Source organism: Pararobbsia silviterrae (genome assembly GCF_003628125.1).
Classification (GTDB): Bacteria; Pseudomonadota; Gammaproteobacteria; order Burkholderiales; family Burkholderiaceae; genus Pararobbsia; species Pararobbsia silviterrae.
Window position 1 is genome coordinate 205,804 of the sequence record NZ_RBZU01000012.1, and the last position, 19,214, is coordinate 225,017.

14 protein-coding genes are annotated in these 19,214 nt (G+C 60.6%); 7 read left to right on the forward strand and 7 right to left on the reverse strand.

Annotated elements, in window-relative coordinates; translation table 11 throughout:
* Positions 1 to 596: 596 nt before the first annotated feature.
* The 7 genes from D7S86_RS29270 to D7S86_RS22960 form a co-directional block, all read right to left on the reverse strand.
* Positions 597 to 1,307 (reverse strand): hypothetical protein, encoded by a 711-nt coding sequence (locus D7S86_RS29270; protein ID WP_147432434.1) that lies wholly within the window; start codon positions 1,305 to 1,307, stop codon positions 597 to 599.
* A 304-nt stretch (positions 1,308 to 1,611) separates the two neighbouring features.
* A complete protein-coding gene (locus D7S86_RS22935) occupies positions 1,612 to 2,091 on the reverse strand; it encodes a DUF4175 domain-containing protein (protein WP_147432435.1) in 480 nt (159 codons plus the stop codon).
* Positions 2,092 to 2,310: 219 nt separating this feature from the next.
* The gene (locus tag D7S86_RS22940) at positions 2,311 to 5,463 is read right to left on the reverse strand and encodes an autotransporter family protein (RefSeq protein ID WP_147432436.1); all 3,153 of its coding nucleotides are present in this window, start codon (positions 5,461 to 5,463) and stop codon (positions 2,311 to 2,313) included.
* A 656-nt stretch (positions 5,464 to 6,119) separates the two neighbouring features.
* Positions 6,120 to 6,695 carry a DUF934 domain-containing protein gene (locus D7S86_RS22945; RefSeq protein ID WP_166444153.1) on the reverse strand — a complete coding sequence of 192 codons (576 nt, stop codon included), beginning with the start codon at positions 6,693 to 6,695 and terminating at the stop codon, positions 6,120 to 6,122.
* Positions 6,682 to 8,337: a nitrite/sulfite reductase gene (locus D7S86_RS22950; protein WP_121089719.1), complete on the reverse strand. Its 1,656-nt coding sequence runs from the start codon at positions 8,335 to 8,337 to the stop codon at positions 6,682 to 6,684. The genes D7S86_RS22945 and D7S86_RS22950 overlap by 14 nt, the downstream gene beginning before the upstream one ends.
* Before the next feature lie 26 nt (positions 8,338 to 8,363).
* Positions 8,364 to 8,552 carry a DUF2970 domain-containing protein gene (locus D7S86_RS22955; protein WP_121089774.1) on the reverse strand — a complete coding sequence of 63 codons (189 nt, stop codon included), beginning with the start codon at positions 8,550 to 8,552 and terminating at the stop codon, positions 8,364 to 8,366.
* Positions 8,553 to 8,692: 140 nt separating this feature from the next.
* Complete coding sequence (locus D7S86_RS22960; RefSeq protein ID WP_240648360.1) at positions 8,693 to 9,916, reverse strand: aminotransferase-like domain-containing protein; 1,224 nt, start codon at positions 9,914 to 9,916, stop codon at positions 8,693 to 8,695.
* 325 nt (positions 9,917 to 10,241) lie between these two features.
* Here D7S86_RS22960 and D7S86_RS22965 point away from each other — a divergent pair, with 325 nt between their 5' ends.
* The 7 genes from D7S86_RS22965 to D7S86_RS23000 all read left to right on the forward strand — a co-directional run bounded on the left by D7S86_RS22965 (position 10,242) and on the right by D7S86_RS23000 (position 18,963).
* Entirely contained in the window at positions 10,242 to 11,660 is a 1,419-nt protein-coding gene (locus D7S86_RS22965) for a cytochrome ubiquinol oxidase subunit I (RefSeq protein ID WP_121089723.1), read from the forward strand.
* 20 nt (positions 11,661 to 11,680) lie between these two features.
* Positions 11,681 to 12,682: a cytochrome d ubiquinol oxidase subunit II gene (cydB, locus tag D7S86_RS22970; RefSeq protein WP_121089725.1), complete on the forward strand. Its 1,002-nt coding sequence runs from the start codon at positions 11,681 to 11,683 to the stop codon at positions 12,680 to 12,682.
* Positions 12,683 to 12,988: 306 nt separating this feature from the next.
* Positions 12,989 to 13,678, forward strand: coding sequence for a 2-dehydro-3-deoxy-6-phosphogalactonate aldolase (locus D7S86_RS22980; RefSeq protein WP_121089729.1), 690 nt, complete (start codon positions 12,989 to 12,991; stop codon positions 13,676 to 13,678).
* A 39-nt stretch (positions 13,679 to 13,717) separates the two neighbouring features.
* Positions 13,718 to 15,193, forward strand: coding sequence for an aminotransferase-like domain-containing protein (locus tag D7S86_RS22985; RefSeq protein ID WP_121089731.1), 1,476 nt, complete (start codon positions 13,718 to 13,720; stop codon positions 15,191 to 15,193).
* Between the two features lie 224 nt (positions 15,194 to 15,417).
* Positions 15,418 to 16,317, forward strand: a complete 900-nt coding sequence (locus D7S86_RS22990) for an AraC family transcriptional regulator (protein WP_158602061.1) — start codon at positions 15,418 to 15,420, stop codon at positions 16,315 to 16,317.
* Positions 16,318 to 16,670: 353 nt separating this feature from the next.
* Entirely contained in the window at positions 16,671 to 17,237 is a 567-nt protein-coding gene (locus D7S86_RS22995) for a hypothetical protein (protein WP_121089735.1), read from the forward strand.
* A 598-nt stretch (positions 17,238 to 17,835) separates the two neighbouring features.
* Complete coding sequence (locus D7S86_RS23000; protein WP_121089737.1) at positions 17,836 to 18,963, forward strand: aminotransferase class V-fold PLP-dependent enzyme; 1,128 nt, start codon at positions 17,836 to 17,838, stop codon at positions 18,961 to 18,963.
* Positions 18,964 to 19,214 lie beyond the last annotated feature (251 nt).

Genomic DNA, 19,214 nt, shown 5'->3' on the forward strand with positions numbered 1-19,214 from the left:
CGCGAGTCGAGTCAACGGCCCGCCTGAGATCTTTCGGTTATCGGAGTAGATCGCCGGGAGGACTGGCCTCGTCGGATTCGATCGATACGCGTATCCGCGAGGTCTGCGGGTGATCTGCTTGCCGCCTTTGCAGAAATGCTGAAGGGCGGCTGTTTCGAGTCGACGTTGACCGACTCCACCGGGCTGCGATCGGCCAGGGGCGGACTGTAGCGATCGGATCGTAAGGTACGTAGCCGCCGTACTCAACGGACGTTGAACAACGGGTGCAAAGCGTCCGTGACCATACTTCGACAGTCAATTCAAAGCGACCGAACGGTAGTGTCGTCCTGCGATTCGCCAGAACAGCGAACCGCCTACCGCGCCTGCTGGCAGGCCGTTAGCACATCCGATTCGAGTGGCCGTTCCGGGCCAAACTCGTTCCGCCGTCGTACTGCCGAGTTCGGCCAGGAGCCGTCGTCCGTTCACGAATGTCGAGGGACTGCCCGCGATTGCATTTCGGTTTGTTTAGGCCACGAGCAGCTTGGAACGAACGACGTTTGAGTCCTCGGCGACTTGCCGTGCATGTATCCAGTCGACGACGGCCCGGATTGACGCGATTAATTCGGCAATTCGACGCCGAGAATTGCCGGAACGAGATCACGCAAGGCTGCGTCGACCCGGACGACGAGCAACGTGACGTCATTATCGTCATTCATCGATGCCATACCGTCGATGGGATCGTCCGAGCTCGCGAGTCTGCTCATTGTCCCGAGTCCGTTTTCGTGCGGAGCGGTTTCGAATGAAACCTGATCGGAACCGAAGCGTCGAATGCGGTCGTGGGGGAAGGGGGTATTGTCGAACGCCTCTCGGGGAAGAACGCCTTCATCAATAATGGTGTCCACGAAAGCTTTCCTTTCGGGAAAAAGACGCGCTGCGATTTTAGCGGCTTCAAAACGCCCCGACGTCTGCCCGTATGAGGTGCTCCACTGTATTGCATCGCCCCGGATGCCTTCGTCGCTATGGAGCGCTTGCTTGCGGGACGTGTCCGCTATCACGACCAGTGTTGTACCGGCTGAGCCGTAGTAACCGAAACACGTCCACCCGCGCGGACCTAAGACACCCACGTCGCCGAGCGAGTACCACGCGAGGCGCGATGCGACCGCCGCTGGGAGTTGAGGCGTCTTCGACGCACGAGGTGCCGGCCTGTGTCCAAGCTGGCCATCCGAAGCGCATCCGACGAAAGGAACCGACACCGCTTGCGCAGATGCTTGCAATGCTGCGCCTATCTGCACGGCGAAAAGCAATAGCATCGGCCAAGTCGCTTTCATGGGATTTCCGTTAAGAATGCTAGTGAGACATCGATCCAACGTGCGCGTACCGGTCCGCGACATTCTGGACGCTCAGGCATCAAAAGTCGAACTCGCGAACAGCCGTTTCTCTCGATACACGGGATGTGTGGGAGAAGAGACCGATAGACCGTAACGGGTCGAGAAGGGGCGCGGCGGTCGCATGAGGCTGCAATCGGCCAAATGCCGCCGTTCGAGGTTATTCCGCGAGAGTCCCGTTTCGCTTTGAGAACCGCCACTCGCGATGCGGAGCTGGTGCGTGCCTTTAGCCATCGGACAAGCAGTGTCATTCGCCGATTGTCGATGGAAGTTTCAATCCTGATCGGAGCGCGTCCAATCGATGCCAGACTTGCCCGTCGCTGCGCCAACGGATGATTGCAATTAACGCCGGAAGTCCGAAAGCGATGTCCATTCCAATCGCGAACGGGCCTGCACCCCGAAATGTCGTGCCGAGCAACGCGATCGACACGAATAGGGCGCAGAACAACAAGCCCGCACACCTCGATACCCATATCGGCGGCACGCCGACTATTCTGCCTGTAGCGTGGTCTACCCATCCCGTCACGGTCTGCCAGTTGCAGGCCTCGGTAAGCAGGGCTGTCACTGTCATTCCCTTCGCTACGCGTACCTTTCCACGCATTTGGACGGCGTATTCGTGTCGGCCACCGGCAACAAAGTTGAACGCCGTGAACACGCCGAACCGTGATGCGCTAAACGCGACCTGAGACACATCGTCAAATGTCACTGTCGTTGGATACAGATTCACGTGTTCGAGCCTGAAATAGTGATGTTGACCGATGCGCAGTTTCTCAGCGACCTAGCCGGCGTACGCGCAGGCTGCTCCCGGCCTGAAGCAAACACACGCAACTCGCACGCCACATTCATTCGAGCGGCCGCTATCCGATTCTGAATCGCACGCAAATACCCGCGCCTTAGCCGCTTCTGGCGCTATCGGTGAAGGTATTGTCCGTCTCTAAGCACATGATCACCACGAATACCGATAGCCGGCCTGAGCGAACACGGTCCGCCGGTACTCGCCGCCAAGGTTGCGCGCGTACCTGACGTTGAAGTACAGCTCGGACGATTTGCCCATACTCGTCGTCACGCCCGCGCCGACGTCGTACCAGGTCCTGGCGGGATCCGCGCTCAGCGGCGTACCGCCCACGCTGGTCTGCCCAGGAGAGAAGAAGTCGTGCAGAACGTCGAATGTCAGATAGGGCGTTGTGGCGCCCGTCTGGCTATCGTTTTGCAGATTCGCCCGGAACAACCGGATGCCCACGCGTCCCCGCAAGCCATTCGTGCTGGTACTCGAAATCGGCGAAATGCCGTCATCCGTTCCGTTCATGTGCAGGTATTGATAGAGCACCTGCGCCTGCGGCTCGATTGCAAGGCCCGTCGAGCCAGGAAGCAGGAAGGGCTTGCCCACCTCGCCAGAAATTCCCGCGCTGAAGCCGTTCTGGGTTGCCTCGTCGCCATAGATGTCGGTGTACTTGCTGTCGTAATGCGTCAGTTGGCCTACGCCGTCGAAATAGGTGCCGTCGGGAAGATATCGCGTCCAGTAACCGCCAAGGGACTGCGCTTGCGTGTCCACCGAGCCCGTTGCGTCCGACAGTTGCGAATTGAGACTGCGCAGGCTGTTGTCGAACGTGGCCGAGATCGAGCCGAAGGTCACCATCACGCCCGTGTGCGTGCTGCCCCCATTGGCGCCGTGCTCGAGCGTCCAGTCCTTGCCGAACTGCCCGAAGAACGTCTGTTCGCTAGCCGCAAATCCGTGGTTTGAATCGACGTCGACATTCTCCCCGCTCACGCGCCCCCAGACCCCGTCACTGTTGCTGGCGCCGGTCTTGTTGGTTTGTCCTGCTTCGACGCTTGCGATATCGCCCACGCGCTCGTTCAACGTCCCCATGATCGTCAAGCCGTAGTCGGCATTGAGCAGCGGGGTCATCGAATAGCCGACCGCGCCCGGACGATAGGCCACGACGTCGGAAGGCGTGACCGCTCCTGACGACGACGCGAGCGTCGAGCGCAAGTACCAGTCGTTCGCGCTCGCAGCACCGCCCTGGTACAGCAAATACTCGTAGGCACCGCTTTGGACAGCACTGCCCAGGCGGAAACTGTTCGCCGCCGACGTCCCGTCCACCTGCACGAGTTCGATGCCATCGCCCACGGTCTGCACGCCAGTGCCTGTCGCATGCACCTGAATGCTCGTGCTGCCGCTCGTGTTGCCCGTGACAACCAACTGATCCGTCTTCGTGGCCGCGCCGCCCTGATTGAGCAGCGTGTTCAACACCAATTGCCCGTTTGCACCCGTATAGTTGCCGCCGACCCTGAGCACGTTGCCGATTTGCCCGGATGCGGCCGCCACGTTCACCACACCCCGATTCACCAGATTGCCGCTGATCGTGAATGCGCCATTCGCATCCGCCGCGAACGCGGGCAATGCGTTGGCGACAGCGATCGTGCCCGCGTTGGTGACTGCACTCGCTACTGTTCCATATCCGCCGAGCGTCGCGCCGTCCGCGACGCTCGTTGCGCCCGCACCCAGGGTGGCGTTCGCATGCGAGGCATCGCCGACGGCGAGCGTGCCATCAGAAACGACCGTGCCGCCGCTGTAGGTGTTCACCGCATTCAGCACCGTCACGCCCGAACCGATTTGCGCCACATTGCCTGCGCCGCCGATCACGCCATCAAACGTGACGCGGTCCGAGCGATTGAAGGCCAGCGTGCCGTTGTCAGCGACGTCGCCAACGATGCTGCCCGAGGTCCCGCCGTCGCCGAGCTGCAAGGTCCCCGCCGAGATCGTCGTGCCGCCGGTATAAGTGTTGTTGGCCGTCAAGGTCAGCGTGCCCACGCCTTGCTTCGTCAGGCCGCCGACGCCCGACATGACGCTCGCGGCCGTCACATCGAAACCATTCGAATCCAGGAACATACCCCCGGCGTCGAGATTGAAATCGCCGGGCGTAAAGCCGGAGATCAAGGCCGAACCCGCAGTGCTGCTGGCGGTGGCGCGCAGGATGCCGTCGTCGAAATCGACCGTCGCGCTACCCTGGTCCGGCGCGAGGTAGCCGGTTTCGAGAATCCCGTTGGTGTTGACGATCAGGGCGCCGCTCGTGCCGGGGTCGCTCACGCCCATCAGCACGGCCGCCGCCGAGACGACGGCGCCGTCGCTGATGGTCAGCGTACCGTGTCCTTCTCCGCCGTAGGTATAGCCGCCGATTTCGAGGGTGCCGGAACCCACGACCTGGAAGCTGGAACCCGTGCCGGTCACCAGCATCGTGCCGGTGCCGTTGACGCCGATGCCGCTCCCATCCGTCGCCTCGATCGTGCCGCCGTTGGACACCGTCACATTGACACTGTTTGTGGCCCCGCCCGCGGTGAAGTAGCCGGCGTTCCAGACCGTACCTGTTCCGTCCACCTGCACGGTGATGTTGGCCGCCGCCGTGACTCCGCAGCATTCCCCGATGCTGGTGGTGCTGCTCGTCAGTTGACCGTCGTTGTTGAGGACGATCGAGGCATCACCGCCGCGCCCGACGCTAAGGTAGTCTGTCGTCAGGCTCGATCCGTTTCCCGTGACCGTCAAGGTGCCTGAATCGAAGCTCAGGAAACCGACCTCGGCGGGGGTGTCCGGGATCACGAGCCGGGCGCCGTTGGAGACGGTCAAGCCACCGCTGCCTGATCCGCTGACATCGAAGGCGCCACCGAAGGTCCCCGCGTTCCAGACCGTACCCGCCCCGCTCAACGTCAAGGCATAAGTGCCCGTGCTCAGGCCCAACCCATTGCCGCTTCCGCTGCCGGTAGCCGTGCCGGTGGGCACCGTCGTCCCGCTCGGGGTCGTGACGTCTGTCGTGAGATTCAGAATCGGCAGATAGTCATTGTTGGCGTTCGCGTCGGTCATCGCATCGGTCAGATCCGATGCCGCGCCCACGGAGTACGACACCTGCGCGTGCGCCGGACGCACGTCCACGGCTACGCAGAAAAGCGCAGTCATAGCCGTCGACAGAACCACGGAGCCGCGGTGCCGAACGCCAATGCCATCGCGTTGTGCGACCCGGTCGCCCTCACCACGTGCCGCGCCCGCCGACGTGCGTACAGAAGAGATTTTTGTGGTCGTGCCAGGTTTATTGCTTTGTTTTTTCACAACGTCCCCGATAGCAGCCCTATGCGTTACATGTTTTTACTGCGATTCATTGCGCGTTGATCACGCAAGCAGGCTCGGCATTTACCTCTTTATTTTCAAATTGCCTTTATCGTGCCCGTCACATTTGAATAGCAGCGCGTCGTGACAAGGTCACAGCGGCCACGCCGCTAAACGCCTTCGGGAAGCTGTTTGGGATTGCGTGAGTACTCGTTTAGCGAGCTCGTTCCGAGCACTTATGACGCGGTGATCCAGAATGTCCGTGACGATAGACGTGACGAGGAAGAATGTCCGTTCGACATCGGAAAGGAGCCCTTGATGGCAGGGTGACCCTAACGACTGCTCGGGGTCGGGAAGGGGCCCGTCGCATGCGGCGACAGTCGGCCAAATGCGACCCCTCGTACGAAACGATCAAGGGGCTGCTTTCGCAAGCGATCCGGATACGCATCCAACACGTTTAAATCCTCGAATCGTCGCGTCTGCACCTGGGTCTCGCATCGGGTCGAGCATCCCTGCCCAGGTCACCCCCATTGTTGCGTTCAAAACAAACAAGTCGAATTCAAGACCTATCCAAGCCTATGCGGTCACGATCAGTACGCCGCCCCTATGGTAGAACGGCGCGGTCGCAAACAAAGGGGCCGCAGTGCGATAGACCGGACTCAGTCGCCTGACGCGATGGTGTCCCCACGGCGTCGGAACGAGGGTGTCGGATCGCCGACGATTCCCTGATACCGAACAGATAGTTCGCTAAAGCCCTTGATTGCATCTTCGACGCGCTTGTCTGCTCGCACCCAGAACGCATCAAACCCGCAGCGACGCATGTATTCGAGCTGGTCTCTGAGCACATCACCGATTGCGAGCAGCTCCCCCTTGAACCCGTATCGCGTGCGCACCATGACACCGATGCTGAGTCCCCGTCCGTCACGAAAGCTCGGAAAATCCACCGCAATCACCGGCGCACCGGCCAGTCTCGTTGCCCACGACTCGACATCGGCTTCCGGTGGAATCCAGGCGCCCGTTTCGAGCATCAGATCGGCGTGAGCATCGAGTGCACCTAGATAAATGTCAACGGGAAGAATCGCCCGCTCGAGCGCAGGTCGCCCCTGCGCAATGCGCTCGGTTGCCTGCGCGGCGTCCCGCACAAGGGTCCACCGATTCTCGACGATTGTCGGACGACCGTCGTCGAGTCGAATCATGCGCTGCGATGGGTGCAGGGTCGTTTCATCGATCGGCATAAACATGCTCCTTGAATGGCGTGACACCCAGGCGACGCACCACATCGACAAAAGGCTCATCCGCGATTCTGCGCGCGCGATACACCTCGACAATGCGCTCGACGACATCGGGCATCTGGTCCGCCTTGAAGGATGGACCGATCACGGCGCCGATCGATGCATCCTTGCCCTGAGCGCCACCCAGCGTGACCTGATACCACTCGTCGCCATTCTTGTCGACGCCGAGCACCCCGATATTGCCCATGTGGTGATGGCCACACGCGTTGATGCAGCCTGAGATGTTTAACGACACATCGCCAAGGTCATGAACGAAATCAAGGTCGTCAAAGCGCTGCTGAATCGCTTGGGCGATCGGAATCGATTTGGCGTTGGCGAGTGAACAATAGTCTCCGCCAGGACACGCAATGATGTCCGTCAGCAGACCGACGTTGGGCGTTGCAAGCCCATTTGCGTCGAGCGTGTTCCAGAGCTCGAACAGATCGCTCGTCAGAATGTCCGGCAGGATCAGGTTTTGCTCGTGTGCGACTCGAATCTCGCCGAAGCCGAACCGGTCAGCGCATTCCGCCACACAGTCCATCTGCGCGTCGGTCACGTCGCCCGGCGGCGCTGCCAAGCCAGGCTTGGTCGAGACGACGACGGATGCGTACCCGGGCACCTTATGTGCATGGATGTTGCGGCGGATCCAGCGCGCGAACTTCGGATGCGCGGCGGCACGCTGGGCCACGGTCGGGTCCGTGGCGGCATCGGAATAGGCAGGCGGCGCGAAATGCGCACGCACGCGTTCGTACTCTTCATCGGGCAGCGTTGCAGGCCCGTCTTTGAGGTGTGCCCATTCCTGCTCGACTTCCGCGGCAAAGCGCTCGACCCCGAGCTCGCGCACCAGAATCTTGATGCGTGCCTTGTATTTGTTGTCGCGCCGCCCGTAGCGGTTATAGACCCGTAACAAGGCTTCAAGGTACGTGAGCATGTGCTGCCACGGCAGCGCATCGCGTACGAGGGAGCTCAGGATGGGCGTGCGACCCAGTCCGCCTCCGGCATGCACGCGAAGCAGGCGCTCGCCGCGCTCGCCTTCATAGACGTAGAGGCCGACATCATGCATGCGCACCGCTGCACGGTCTTCATGAGACGAAGACAACGCGATCTTGAACTTGCGTGGCAGGTACGCGAACTCCGCATTGAGCGTGGACCATTGACGAAGGATCTCCGCAAGAGGACGCGGATCGAGCCACTCGTCGGCTGCGACGCCGGCGAACTGCTCGGTCGTGATGTTTCGCACGCAGTTGCCCGACGTCTGGATCGCGTGCATATTGACCGTCGCAAGCGCGGCCAGAATCGCTGGCGTGTCTTCAAGGCGGATCCAGTTGAACTGGATGTTCTGCCGCGTCGTGAAGTGACCATAGTTGCGGTCATATCGACGCGAGATATCGGCCAGCATGCGCAACTGCGTCGACGACAGCGTGCCATAGGGGATGGCGACCCGCAGCATGTAGGCGTGTTTCTGCAGGTAAAGGCCATTCTGCAGCCGCAGCGGCAGAAATTCTTCCTCGGTCAGCTCGCCGGAAATGCGTCGGGCGACCTGGTCGCGAAACTGCTCGACGCGTTCGGCGACGAGCGTCCTGTCTAGTTCATCGTATTGGTACATGGCGATCCAAACGGTACGGGCGTGATTCAGTGCGCGTGTGTGACAGCAAACCGCGCAACGAGAAACAGTGTCCCGCCAAAGCATCCAGCCAGACTGAAGGCAATGACCGGCAGCAGCGGCAGCTTCACGTGCGCAAAATCCGCCTCGTGCGATGCGCGCTTGCGTACACCGAAAAAGCTCCACAGAACGACTCTCACCATACGCAGATAGTCCATGCTGATCTCCTTGTCCGGAATGAATGGCCGGCACTTGAGTCTCATGATTGCTCCGGATGCGCTCCGCTAACAGAAGCAGATACGTGTTATTGCGCCATAGCAGTGCGCGTGCGCGGCGCTTTTTCCGGTGGAATCCGCCCCTATCTGCTCCGGCTCACGCAACGTGCGAGTCGGCGGATGCCTTCCTGGATGTGCTCCGGTGAGGCCGTTGCAAATGACAGTCGGAGGCCGTCACTGACGGATTCGCCAGGCATAAAGGCTGCGCCGGGTACGTAGGCGACGCCCTCGCGCAGCGCTTCGGGCAACAGCGCCGTCGTGTCGACACCCGGCAAGGTTCCCCAAACGAACATGCCGCCCTTCGGCGCCACGATGGTTTGCGCGAGCGCGGGCATCTCGCGCTGGATTGCGCGAATCATGGTTTGCGCCTGCGCTCGATAGAACAGCCGGGCGCGTTCGAGTGCCGGCTCGAGCGCGCCTGAACACAGGTAGTGCCAGGCGACCAGTTGCGACAGGTTCGACGTGTGCGTGTCGCCGATCTGCTTGACCAGCGACATAGGCGACATCCAGTCGGGCGGGCCCGTCATCCAGGCGAGGCGCAGCCCCGGCGCAAGCATCTTGGACAGGCTGGATAGATGGATGACCCACTCGCGTTCGTGCGCATTAGCGAGCGCCAGCAGCGACGGAGGTGGAGGCTCGTGAAAATAAAGCGCGCCATACGGATCATCTTCGACGATCGGTACAGCGCTACGCCGTGCGAGCGACAGAAGCTGCTTGCGCTCGCGCAGTGCGAGGACGTTGCCTGTCGGGTTTGCAAAACTGGGCACCAGATAAATAAGCTTGGGGCGTAGCGCGACAACCTGTCGTTCGAGCGCATCCATATCGATGCCCCTGCCGCCGGCGTCTGCCGGTATCGTCTCGATCCGCGCGCCTTGGGCATGAAACACTTGCAGCGCTCCAAGGTAGGTCGGCGCCTGTGCCAATACGATGTCGCCCGAATCGATCAACGTCCGCGCCGCCAGATCGATGCCTTGTTGTGATCCACTGACGATCTGGATATCCGCAGCATCGAGCGCGATGCCCTGCACGCGATTGCGATCAGCAATCAACGCCCTGAGTGGCGCGTAGCCTTGCGTGGCACCGTAGCGCAGCGAGTCTTCGAGCGAATCACGCGCCGCGCGCACCAGCGCGTTGCGCAGTCCCATCGCATCGATTGCTTCCATCGGCGGAAAGCCGCCGGCAAGAGAGATCACATCGGAACGTCCGAGCAATGCGAACAGCTCGCGAATCGGCGACTTGCGAAGTCTTGCGGTCGTGCTGGACAGACGCAGCGCACGCTGAGGGTCGGACAGACGGACGGTGTTCACGGGGGACCTCGATCGAAACGATGGCCTAGCGTAGGCAGCGCACCGTCTGACGGCCATAAGCAGATGCCGAATCTTTCTACGCAGCAGCGCGAGCCCTCCCGCTGCGCGCTGCACGTTCCGGGCGCTGGGCCGGTGTCGATGGGGTGCGACACATTGTCGCGCACGCACCTGCTATGGCTGTTTTCGTTGCAAGTGTTCCGGTCGACTCGGACAGGTCGCGCAGACAATGTCATCCGAGCGTCGCGGGGCCGAGTGAGTTGCCGCGCGACACGATATCTCCATACGTCGACACGTTGCGTCGCCGTCGTCAGTCAGGCATTGAATCATGTTGAATATCGATGTTCTCTCGCTCGCGCGCGTCCAGTTCGCGTTTACCGTTTCGTTTCATATCATCTTCCCGGCGTTAAGCATCGGACTCGCGAGCTTTATCGCCGTGCTCGAGGGTCTCTGGCTCAAGACGGGACGCCAGGTCTACAAGGAACTTTGCCTCTATTGGTCCAATATCTTTGCAATCGCGTTTGGCATGGGGGTCGTTTCCGGACTCGTGATGGCCTATGAGTTCGGTACCAACTGGTCGGGCTTTGCCTTATACGCGGGCAGCGTGACCGGACCCTTGCTGGCCTATGAAGTCATGACGGCTTTTTTTCTCGAGGCCGGGTTCCTCGGCATCATGCTGTTCGGATGGACGCGCGTCGGTCCGCGCGCGCACTTTGCCGCCACCGTGCTAGTCGCTGTCGGGACGATCGTTTCGATGTTCTGGATCCTTGCGTCGAACAGTTGGATGCAGACGCCTCAAGGTATCGCGATCGTCGATCATCGCGTCGTCCCCGTCGACTGGTGGAAGATCGTCTTCAATCCGTCGTTTCCGTACCGACTCGTGCATATGGCGCTCGCGGCGTTTATCGTTGGCGCACTCGTTGTTGCGGCGACCGGCGCCTGGCACCTGCTCCACGGGCGTCGCGACGCGGCCGTGAAAACGATGTTTTCCATGGGGCTCGAATTGCTCGTCGTGCTCGCGCCGTTGCAGATCCTTGCGGGCGATGCGCATGGGCTCAACACTCGCCAGTATCAGCCTGCCAAAATCGCAGCCATCGAAGGACTGTGGGACACCGAGCACGGCGGCACGGCGCTGAACGTATTTGGCCTTCCCGACATGAAAGCCGAAACGACACGCTATCGCATCGCCATTCCGCACCTCGGCAGCCTCATCCTCACGCATACCTGGAACGGTGAGATTCGCGGCCTCAGGTCGTTCCCGCCGGCCGACCGCCCCAATTCGACACTCGTGTTCTGGACGTTCCGGGTCATGGCGGGCCTGGGTGTGCTGATGGCGGTGATGGCGCTCTGCGCGTTGGTGCTTCGTCTGCGCGGCCGGCTCTTCGACGCCGTGCGCTTTCATCGCTTCGTGCTGATCATGGGACCCAGCGGCTTCGTGAGTCTGCTCGCCGGCTGGATCACAACCGAAGCGGGTCGCCAACCTTGGGTCGTCTACGGACTCATGCGCACTGCCGACGCGGTAGCGCTTGTCACCGCGCAACAGGTCGGCGCGACGTTGTTCGCTTTTGTGGTCGTCTACACGCTCGTATTCGGCACGGGCATTTACTACATGCTCCGGCTCATGCGAACGGGGCCGGCTGTTATCGCGCCGACGCCGGGTCCCAGCGCGCGGTCGGAGTGCGTCGCACGCGCTCGCCGCTCCACTGAACGCGGACGGACCCTGCGCGCTTCCGACTCGTCGCTTTGAAATCACGTTGAACTGAAATCATGGACATTACGATTGTCTGGGCCGCCATCATCGCGTTTGGACTTGCCCTATATGTTGTGCTGGACGGCTTCGATCTTGGCATCGGCGTTCTGTTTCCGCTCTTTCCTCGCGACGATGAACGCGCGCTGATGATGAGCACTGTGGCGCCTGTCTGGGACGGAAACGAAACGTGGATGATTCTCGGGGGGGCGTCGTTATACGCCGTGTTTCCGATGGTCTATTCGGTTGTGCTGTCGGCGTTGTATCTGCCCTTGCTGCTGATGGCGATCTGCTTGATTTTCCGCGGTGTCGCGTTCGAGATCCGCGCGCGTTCGCGCCGCACACGGCATCTATGGGATCTTGCCTTTATCTGTGGCTCGGCGGGCGCGACGTTTTTTCAAGGCGTCGTAATTGGCAGTTGGCTATCGGGCATTGACGTCGAAGACGGGCGATTCGCGGGTCATGCCTTTGATTGGCTGTCGGCGTTTAGTCTGTTCACCGGCTGCGCGCTTGTTGTGACCTATGCATTGCTCGGTTGCGCGTGGCTCATCATGAAAACTCACGGCGATCTGCAACGCCGCCTCTATCGCGTGATGGCGCCGCTAGGCGTACTTGAACTGGCGTTGGTCGCTGTCGTCTCGGTCTGGACGCTCAGCCTCTCTCCGATGTTTGACGCGCGCTGGTTTCATTCAAATCTGCTTCCGTGGCTTGCACCCGTGCCCGTGCTCGTGGCGCTGATTGCCTACGGCATGCGCAAAGCCATCCTTCATCGCCACGACACCCTGCCATTCGTGCTGATGCTTGCGTTCGTGCTGCTCGGCTTCGCTGGGCTGCTCGTCAGCGTCTGGCCTTGCGCGATTCTTCCCGGCGTGACGATCTGGGACGCAGCGGCACCGCGTTCGAGTCAACTCTTTACGTTGCGCGGTGCATTGATCGTGTTACCCGTCATCGTCGCCTACACGACACTCGGATACCGTGTCTTCAGAGGTAAAACCCGACATGCAGACCTTCACTACCACTGAGCGCGAACAAGCGTGCGCGCCCAATGCCGCGCTCGTTCACATGTCCAAGCCCCTTGCTACGCCGGAGCCGCGCTATCGGGGCTTGTGGTTTATCGGTCTTTGGTGTGCCGGCGTTACCGTTGTCGGCACGGTGGCCTTGTGCATGCATGGCGTGATGCATGTGATTGCGCTTCACACGTCGTCGGTGTGTGGCGACCCCGTCGCGTGCAAGCACATACCGCATTTGCGACGGTAGGCGCGGCCAACCCTCATGTTGCCGTGTCGACGCGCTCGAACTTTTGGATTCCGTTTCAAGGAGAACTTGCCATGCAGTGCATCGAAGCTGGCCCTCGTGCCCATTTCCGCCACACTGGCTTCGCTTCGGCCATGTTTGCGTGTCCGCTGATCGCCATTTTGCGCGGGCTGACACCCGATGAAGCCGTCCCCGTCGGAACGGCCCTGGTCAACGTCGGTTTTCGCGCCATCGAAGTGCCGCTCAATTCGCCCGACCCATTGCGCAGTATTCGACTGCTGCGCGATGCGCTGCCTGCGGACGTTATCGTCGGCGCAGGCACCGTACTGCATCCTGGCCGCGTGAAAGATGTCGCCGATGCCGGTGGTGCACTGATCGTCATGCCGCATGCGGACCTCGAAGTCGTGCGCGCCGCCAAGGACGCGTCGCTTGCCTGCACGCCGGGCGTGGCAACGCCAACCGAAGCCATCGCCGCGTACTTTAACGGCGCTGACGCGCTCAAACTGTTTCCGGCCGACACATTGAGCCCTGCAGTGCTCAGGGCTTGGCGCGCTGTGATTCCCGAAGACATCGGTCTGATGCCGGTCGGAGGCGTTACGCCGCATAATATCGACGCATTTGTGAACGCAGGCGCCAGTGGCTTTGGGATTGGCGGTGCGCTCTATACCGCGGGTACGCCGCCAACCCAAGTCTCCGATCGAGCCATGCGATTCGTTCACGCCATTCGTAAGTCATCGGCAAGCGGCGGGTCGGTGAAGCGCTGAATCGATAAGCACAGCCTCACTCCACGTCGACACACCCTGATGAATCGATATGAAACGCTCGCCAACGCGATGGCCGACGAGATACGGTCGGGTCGTCTGCCGATTGGATCGAAGCTGCCCTCAATCCGGCAGATCACAACCCAGCATGGGGTGAGTCAGTCGACGGTGTTGAGCGCTTACTATTTGCTCGAGGAGTGGGGGCTCATCCGTGCGGAAGAACGCTCGGGCTACTTTGTGACGCCGGGCGCGAGCGTCGCGCCGGTGGAAACGCCGCGCGCGCAGTCTCTTGCCGAATCCGCGAAGGTCGATATCAGCAGCCTCGTGTTCTCAGTGTTGCAAGCGACCAAACACGTCGGCGCCGTTCCCCTCGGTTCGGCGTTTCCGTCTCCGCTGCTGTTTCCTTTGTCGCGACTTGCAAAGTCGCTCAATCAGGGGGCGCGGACATTGAACCCATGGAGTACGGTCGCCGACCTGCCGCCGGGAAACGAACATCTACGGCGTCAGATCGCGTTGCGATACGTCGGCGCGGGCATCGCTTCGCCGATCGATAATATTGTTGTGACAAACGGCGCGCTGGAAGCGTTGAACCTGAGTCTGATGGCGGTCACGCGTCCCGGGGATATCGTCGCGGTCGAATCGCCGGGCTTCTATGCCGCGCTTCAGGCTATCGAGAGACTGGACCTGCGGGCGCTCGAAATTCCGGTCGATCCGGTTACGGGCCTTGATCTCGACGCGCTGGCTGCGGCGCTCGACAAGCATCCAGTGCGTGCATGCTGGTTTATGACGAACTTCCAGAACCCTACGGGCGTGACGCTGACCGACGATAAGAAGCGCGCGCTCGTCGAACTGCTCACCGCCCACGATGTGCCGTTGATCGAAGACGACGTCTATCAGGAACTGCATTTCGGAAAGACACGGCCATTACCCGCCAAAGCCTTCGATACGAAGGGCCTTGTCATGCATTGCAGTTCCTTCTCGAAGACGCTTGCACCGGGCTATCGGATCGGCTGGGTATCCGCGGGGCGCTATACGGAACGCGTGCAACGGCTCAAGCTCATGACGACATTGTCTGCGAGCATTCCCGCGCAAGCCGGCATCGCTGACTATCTGCAATATGGCGGTTACGACAAACACTTGCGTCAATTGCGCAACGCGTTCAAGTCGCAACTCTCGTCGATGCAAGTGGCGCTGCGTCGGCATCTTCCAGCGCGCGCGCGCTGGACCGTTCCGTCGGGCGGATACTTCATCTGGATAGAGCTTCCCGATGCGATCGATGCGATGGCGCTGCATCAACGCGCGATCGAGCATGGCATCAGCATCGCGCCGGGGCCGATGTTCTCCGCGACTCACTCGTTTCAGAACTGTATCCGACTTAATTTCGGACATCCCTGGAGTGGACAAATCGAAGACGCGATCCGTACTCTCGGCGATATTTTGGTGGACCCCGAGATGCGCGCTACCGCGCGTCATTTCCGTTCATGTGCCGCTGATACAGAGCCGACAGACGGTATATAGGCGACCCGTCCGCTGTTACGGGGGGATTACACTTGAATGCATTGGTATCACTCGGACGCACTCGAGTCCGCTATGTCCAAGTTTGCGCAGGCGCGTGCCATATGCCAACGCGGACGCGTCGATGACGAGCCATGGCTCGTCATGCCGCATGGGAGAGGCCGTCGTTCGTTGGTTCCGGTAGGATCAAGCACAGGTGGCGGTTGTCGATCAGGAGGGCGCACGTCATGTTGGCTGAGAAGGTCTCGAATTCGATTGCTCGGAGCTTCCGGATTCCATCGGTGCCGACGATCGCCGTACGTGTCACCGGTGGGTCGCAGATTGCGTTTTCTCATTTCAAGAACCAGAGACCTCAGCCGGGACTGTCGATCCCCTCGGCCCGCGAGGAGGCTTTTGTGCTCAATATTCCACTGGCGCCGGCATTTTTCCCGATCGTCTCGATTGATGGGCGACGGCAAAGCGTCGCTCAGAAGCCCGGAAAGGTTTATCTGTTTGACCTTGCTTCGCGAAATGAGGTCAGCCTCTCTGCGTCCTACGACAGTATCCGTATCCACATACCAAGATCTGCCCTTGATGGATTTGAATCTGAGGAAGGAATGTCAAAGGTGGCAGGACTTCGTGCGCGGTCGTTTGGTCAGCATGATCCGGTTCTTTACAATCTCGGCCTCGTCGTTCTGCCGCTGATCGAGAACACGATCCATTCGACCCGTGCGCTTCTCGATCATATCGCCGTCGTCCTGTTCGATCATGTCGTTCACACGTATGGAGACATCCGGCGCAAGGCAGCCTCGCGAGGCGGGCTGACCGCCGGGCATGTCAGAAAGGTATCCGACTACGTCGACGCGTACTTGTCTGATGATCTTTCCGTCTCGGCGTTAGGCCAGGAATGCGGGCTTTCCGTAAGCCAGTTCTCGCGTGCTTTTCGCGTCTCAATGGGGGTTACACCGCATCAGTGGATAACCCAATGCAGAGTCGAACGCGCGAAGGAACTCATGATGAATACTTCAGGCGAACTTGCCGACATTGCAATCGCTTGTGGGTTTGTCGACCAAAGCCATCTGGGCCGACAATTCCTCGCCCGCGAAGGGGTGAGTCCGGGACAATGGCGGCGAGCATTTCGACGCTAGCCAGCGGGGCGCTTCAGGCAACGCGAAGTTCTTGAAAGCTTGCCTCACGCGGACCCGGTGCAGGTGGCGACACGCTCCCGAGGCCGCGGGGCTCCACGAACGCACCGTGTCGTTCGACCCATCGAACGGGGGCGGGATTCTCCCAGAGGTCGCCGGTTTTCTACTAGAGATGCGGTTGAGGCCCGGGTACTCTCCGAGCGCATGTTCTCGCGCAGAGCGCGCGCTCGTGGGGCAGCAATCTACGTGCGGTGCTACCGATCGCCGTTGATTCCGAGTGGGATGGGCACCGGTCGATGGCCGCATCGTTCGACGGGCCGCTGCTCGCGATGTCGACACCTCAAGGAAGACCTCGAATGACGATCGAACAATCCCGACAAGCGGTGCTTGGCGACTGGGTAAGCATCTCGCCGGAAGTGCGGCCCAGTGCTCAGAAGAACGCCGATGGCACGCTCAAGCCCTTCTACCTGACACGTGCGTTCAAGGCGCTTCCGCAAGACCGCTTTGAGCTTGTGGTCGTCAACTTTGCGGATCCTTTCGGGAACGTGGCATTGGCTCGGATGGACATCAAGGGACACATGATCTGGCGCGGGGATCACCCCATTGCTACAGGTGCGCAGAAGGTGGACTTTGTTGCCGACGAAGGCTACGCGGTCACTCCGCTGGTGCAGGGCTTCGCCGACTATCTCAACAAGGTCGCGGCGACCGGCTATGCGAATTGGGTGGTCGGCCAGACTCAAAGCATCTTCGGCATGGAGTTCCCGCCCTTTGGTTTGAAGGCCGGCGAGAATTTCATGGAATACGACCTCGTGTACGTCACCCGAGACATGCTGTTCTGGGGGGCTCGAAACGTGGACGGCCGCGGATTCGACAGCGAATCGAATCGACCGACAAACCTCCAGATCCCACTCGTGCGCAAGTGACCCCTTGTCGGATCGGCGACAGCCGATCGCTCCCGGAAGGCCAAGCCGCGAGGCCTTCTTGACAGCGCACCACCGAACGACAGAGGGCCGATGAATCGGTCGACCGTCCCCGGGTCTCTGCTGCACATGAATTTCGCTAGAGGTCGCGGCGTGGCTGACATGCGTTTCAACGCCTCGTTAAACGACTTGTGGATCAGGATGGAAAGCACGGATTCGACCCCGCCTTTCTCCACGACCGTGTCATCCCGGTTGACCGAATAGAGGATCGCCGGATCGAGGTAGCGCACGTCCGAATCGTCGGAGGGCCGCTTCGGGTCGATTGCGGAGGACGGCCGAGTGGATCGAGGCCGTCGCGCATTGCCGGGCTTGGCCCCAAAGCGGACCCCTTGCCACCCCATATGCGCCTTTTCGAACGTCTCTTCGGAGCCGGCTATGTGTCGTCGCACCGCGGCAGTCTGGGGCTCGGCTTGGCAGATTCGAGCGGCGCTTTGCAAAATCTCCGGGTCGGAAACGAGGGTTTATCAGTCGGTGTCGTTACCGCTCGCCTTCGTTAGAATCTGCGTTCGATTCCCTTATTCGTCCACTTTCGGAGGCGAACGTGCCAGGACTCCTTCCCGACGTCGATCGCGACGGGCTGCTTGAATACTCCGTCGTTTACACGGATCGATCGATCAATCATATGTCGCAGCGCTTCCAGGGCATCATGCGCGATATTTCGGACGCGCTAAAAAACGTCTACAACGCGAAATCGGTTGTTGTCGTCCCTGGCAGCGGGACGTTCGGCATGGAAGCCGTTGCCCGACAGTTCGCGACGAACAAGAGGTGCCTGATTATTCGCAATGGGTGGTTCAGTTTCCGGTGGTCACAGATTTTCGACATGGGCGACATTCCGTCTGAATCGACGGTGCTGAAGGCTCGTCCGGCCGAGCAGGGAAGGCAGGCCGCATTTGCACCGCCACCGATCGAGGAAGTCGTCGCTGCGATTAAGGAGAGCAAACCGGATCTGGTTTTCGCGCCGCATGTCGAAACCGCATCGGGGATGATGCTGCCTGACGGCTATTTGCGAGCGGTGGCTGACGCTGTTCATGCCGCCGGCGGCATGTTCGTACTCGATTGCATCGCATCGGGTACGGTTTGGGTCGACATGCAGGCGAGTGGCGTCGATGTTCTGATCAGTGCACCACAAAAAGGATGGAGTGCGTCTCCGTGCTGTGCACTCGTTATGCTTAGCCCGCTTGCCCGCGGAAGAATCGACGCGACAACCAGCACCAGCTTCGCCTGCGACCTTCGCAAATGGCTTCAAATCATGGAAGCGTACGAGAAGGGCGGCTTCGCGTATCACGCCACGATGCCCACGGACAGTCTCGCGACGCTGCGTGACGTTCTGAAGGAAACCGAGGCATACGGCTTCAATAAGGTAAAAGCGGAGCAGTTCGAACTTGGCAAGCGCATTCGCTCGCTCTTGAGCGACAAAGGTTTCAAAAGCGTGGCTGCCGCAGGGTTTGAGGCGCCGGGCGTTGTAGTCTGCTACACGGACGACGACGGCATTCGATCTGGCAAGAAATTCGCCGATGCCGGCCTGCAGATCGCGCCCGGCGTGCCGCTCCAATGCGACGAGCCCGACGATTTCAAGACTTTCCGCGTCGGCTTATTTGGTCTGGATAAACTGAGGGACGTCGAAAGCGCTGTCTCCAGATTCTCCGCGGCGCTGGACAGCATTCTGTAGCGCGTGTTTTGCGCACGTGTAGGGCTCAGCCTGGCGACTTAACGGGCAGGAAGGCTTCATATCCTGCGGGCAAGCGTCCAGGCTGAACGCTTGTTGTGTCTGTGCTGGATTCGATGGCTGGAGTGGTTTGCGAATTCAACCATGTCAGGCCGGAGTGATCTTACCCACGAACCGTGGACACTCTGACGTGAGCAACGGTTAATGTTTCGAAGGGTAGCGGCGCTTCGTAGCCAATCGTCGAATGACGCCGC

What these genes read in the sequence shown, in the direction of transcription:
- D7S86_RS29270 (WP_147432434.1), bottom strand. Translation starts at nt 1,307, where the DNA reads ATGAAAGCGACTTGGCCGATGCTATTGCTTTTCGCCGTGCAGATAGGC.
- D7S86_RS22945 (WP_166444153.1), bottom strand. Translation starts at nt 6,695, where the DNA reads ATGCCGATCGATGAAACGACCCTGCACCCATCGCAGCGCATGATTCGA.
- D7S86_RS22950 (WP_121089719.1), bottom strand. Translation starts at nt 8,337, where the DNA reads ATGTACCAATACGATGAACTAGACAGGACGCTCGTCGCCGAACGCGTC.
- D7S86_RS22955 (WP_121089774.1), bottom strand. Translation starts at nt 8,552, where the DNA reads ATGGACTATCTGCGTATGGTGAGAGTCGTTCTGTGGAGCTTTTTCGGT.
- D7S86_RS22965 (WP_121089723.1), top strand. Translation starts at nt 10,242, where the DNA reads ATGTTGAATATCGATGTTCTCTCGCTCGCGCGCGTCCAGTTCGCGTTT.
- cydB (WP_121089725.1), top strand. Translation starts at nt 11,681, where the DNA reads ATGGACATTACGATTGTCTGGGCCGCCATCATCGCGTTTGGACTTGCC.
- D7S86_RS22980 (WP_121089729.1), top strand. Translation starts at nt 12,989, where the DNA reads ATGCAGTGCATCGAAGCTGGCCCTCGTGCCCATTTCCGCCACACTGGC.
- D7S86_RS22985 (WP_121089731.1), top strand. Translation starts at nt 13,718, where the DNA reads ATGAATCGATATGAAACGCTCGCCAACGCGATGGCCGACGAGATACGG.
- D7S86_RS22990 (WP_158602061.1), top strand. Translation starts at nt 15,418, where the DNA reads ATGTTGGCTGAGAAGGTCTCGAATTCGATTGCTCGGAGCTTCCGGATT.
- D7S86_RS22995 (WP_121089735.1), top strand. Translation starts at nt 16,671, where the DNA reads ATGACGATCGAACAATCCCGACAAGCGGTGCTTGGCGACTGGGTAAGC.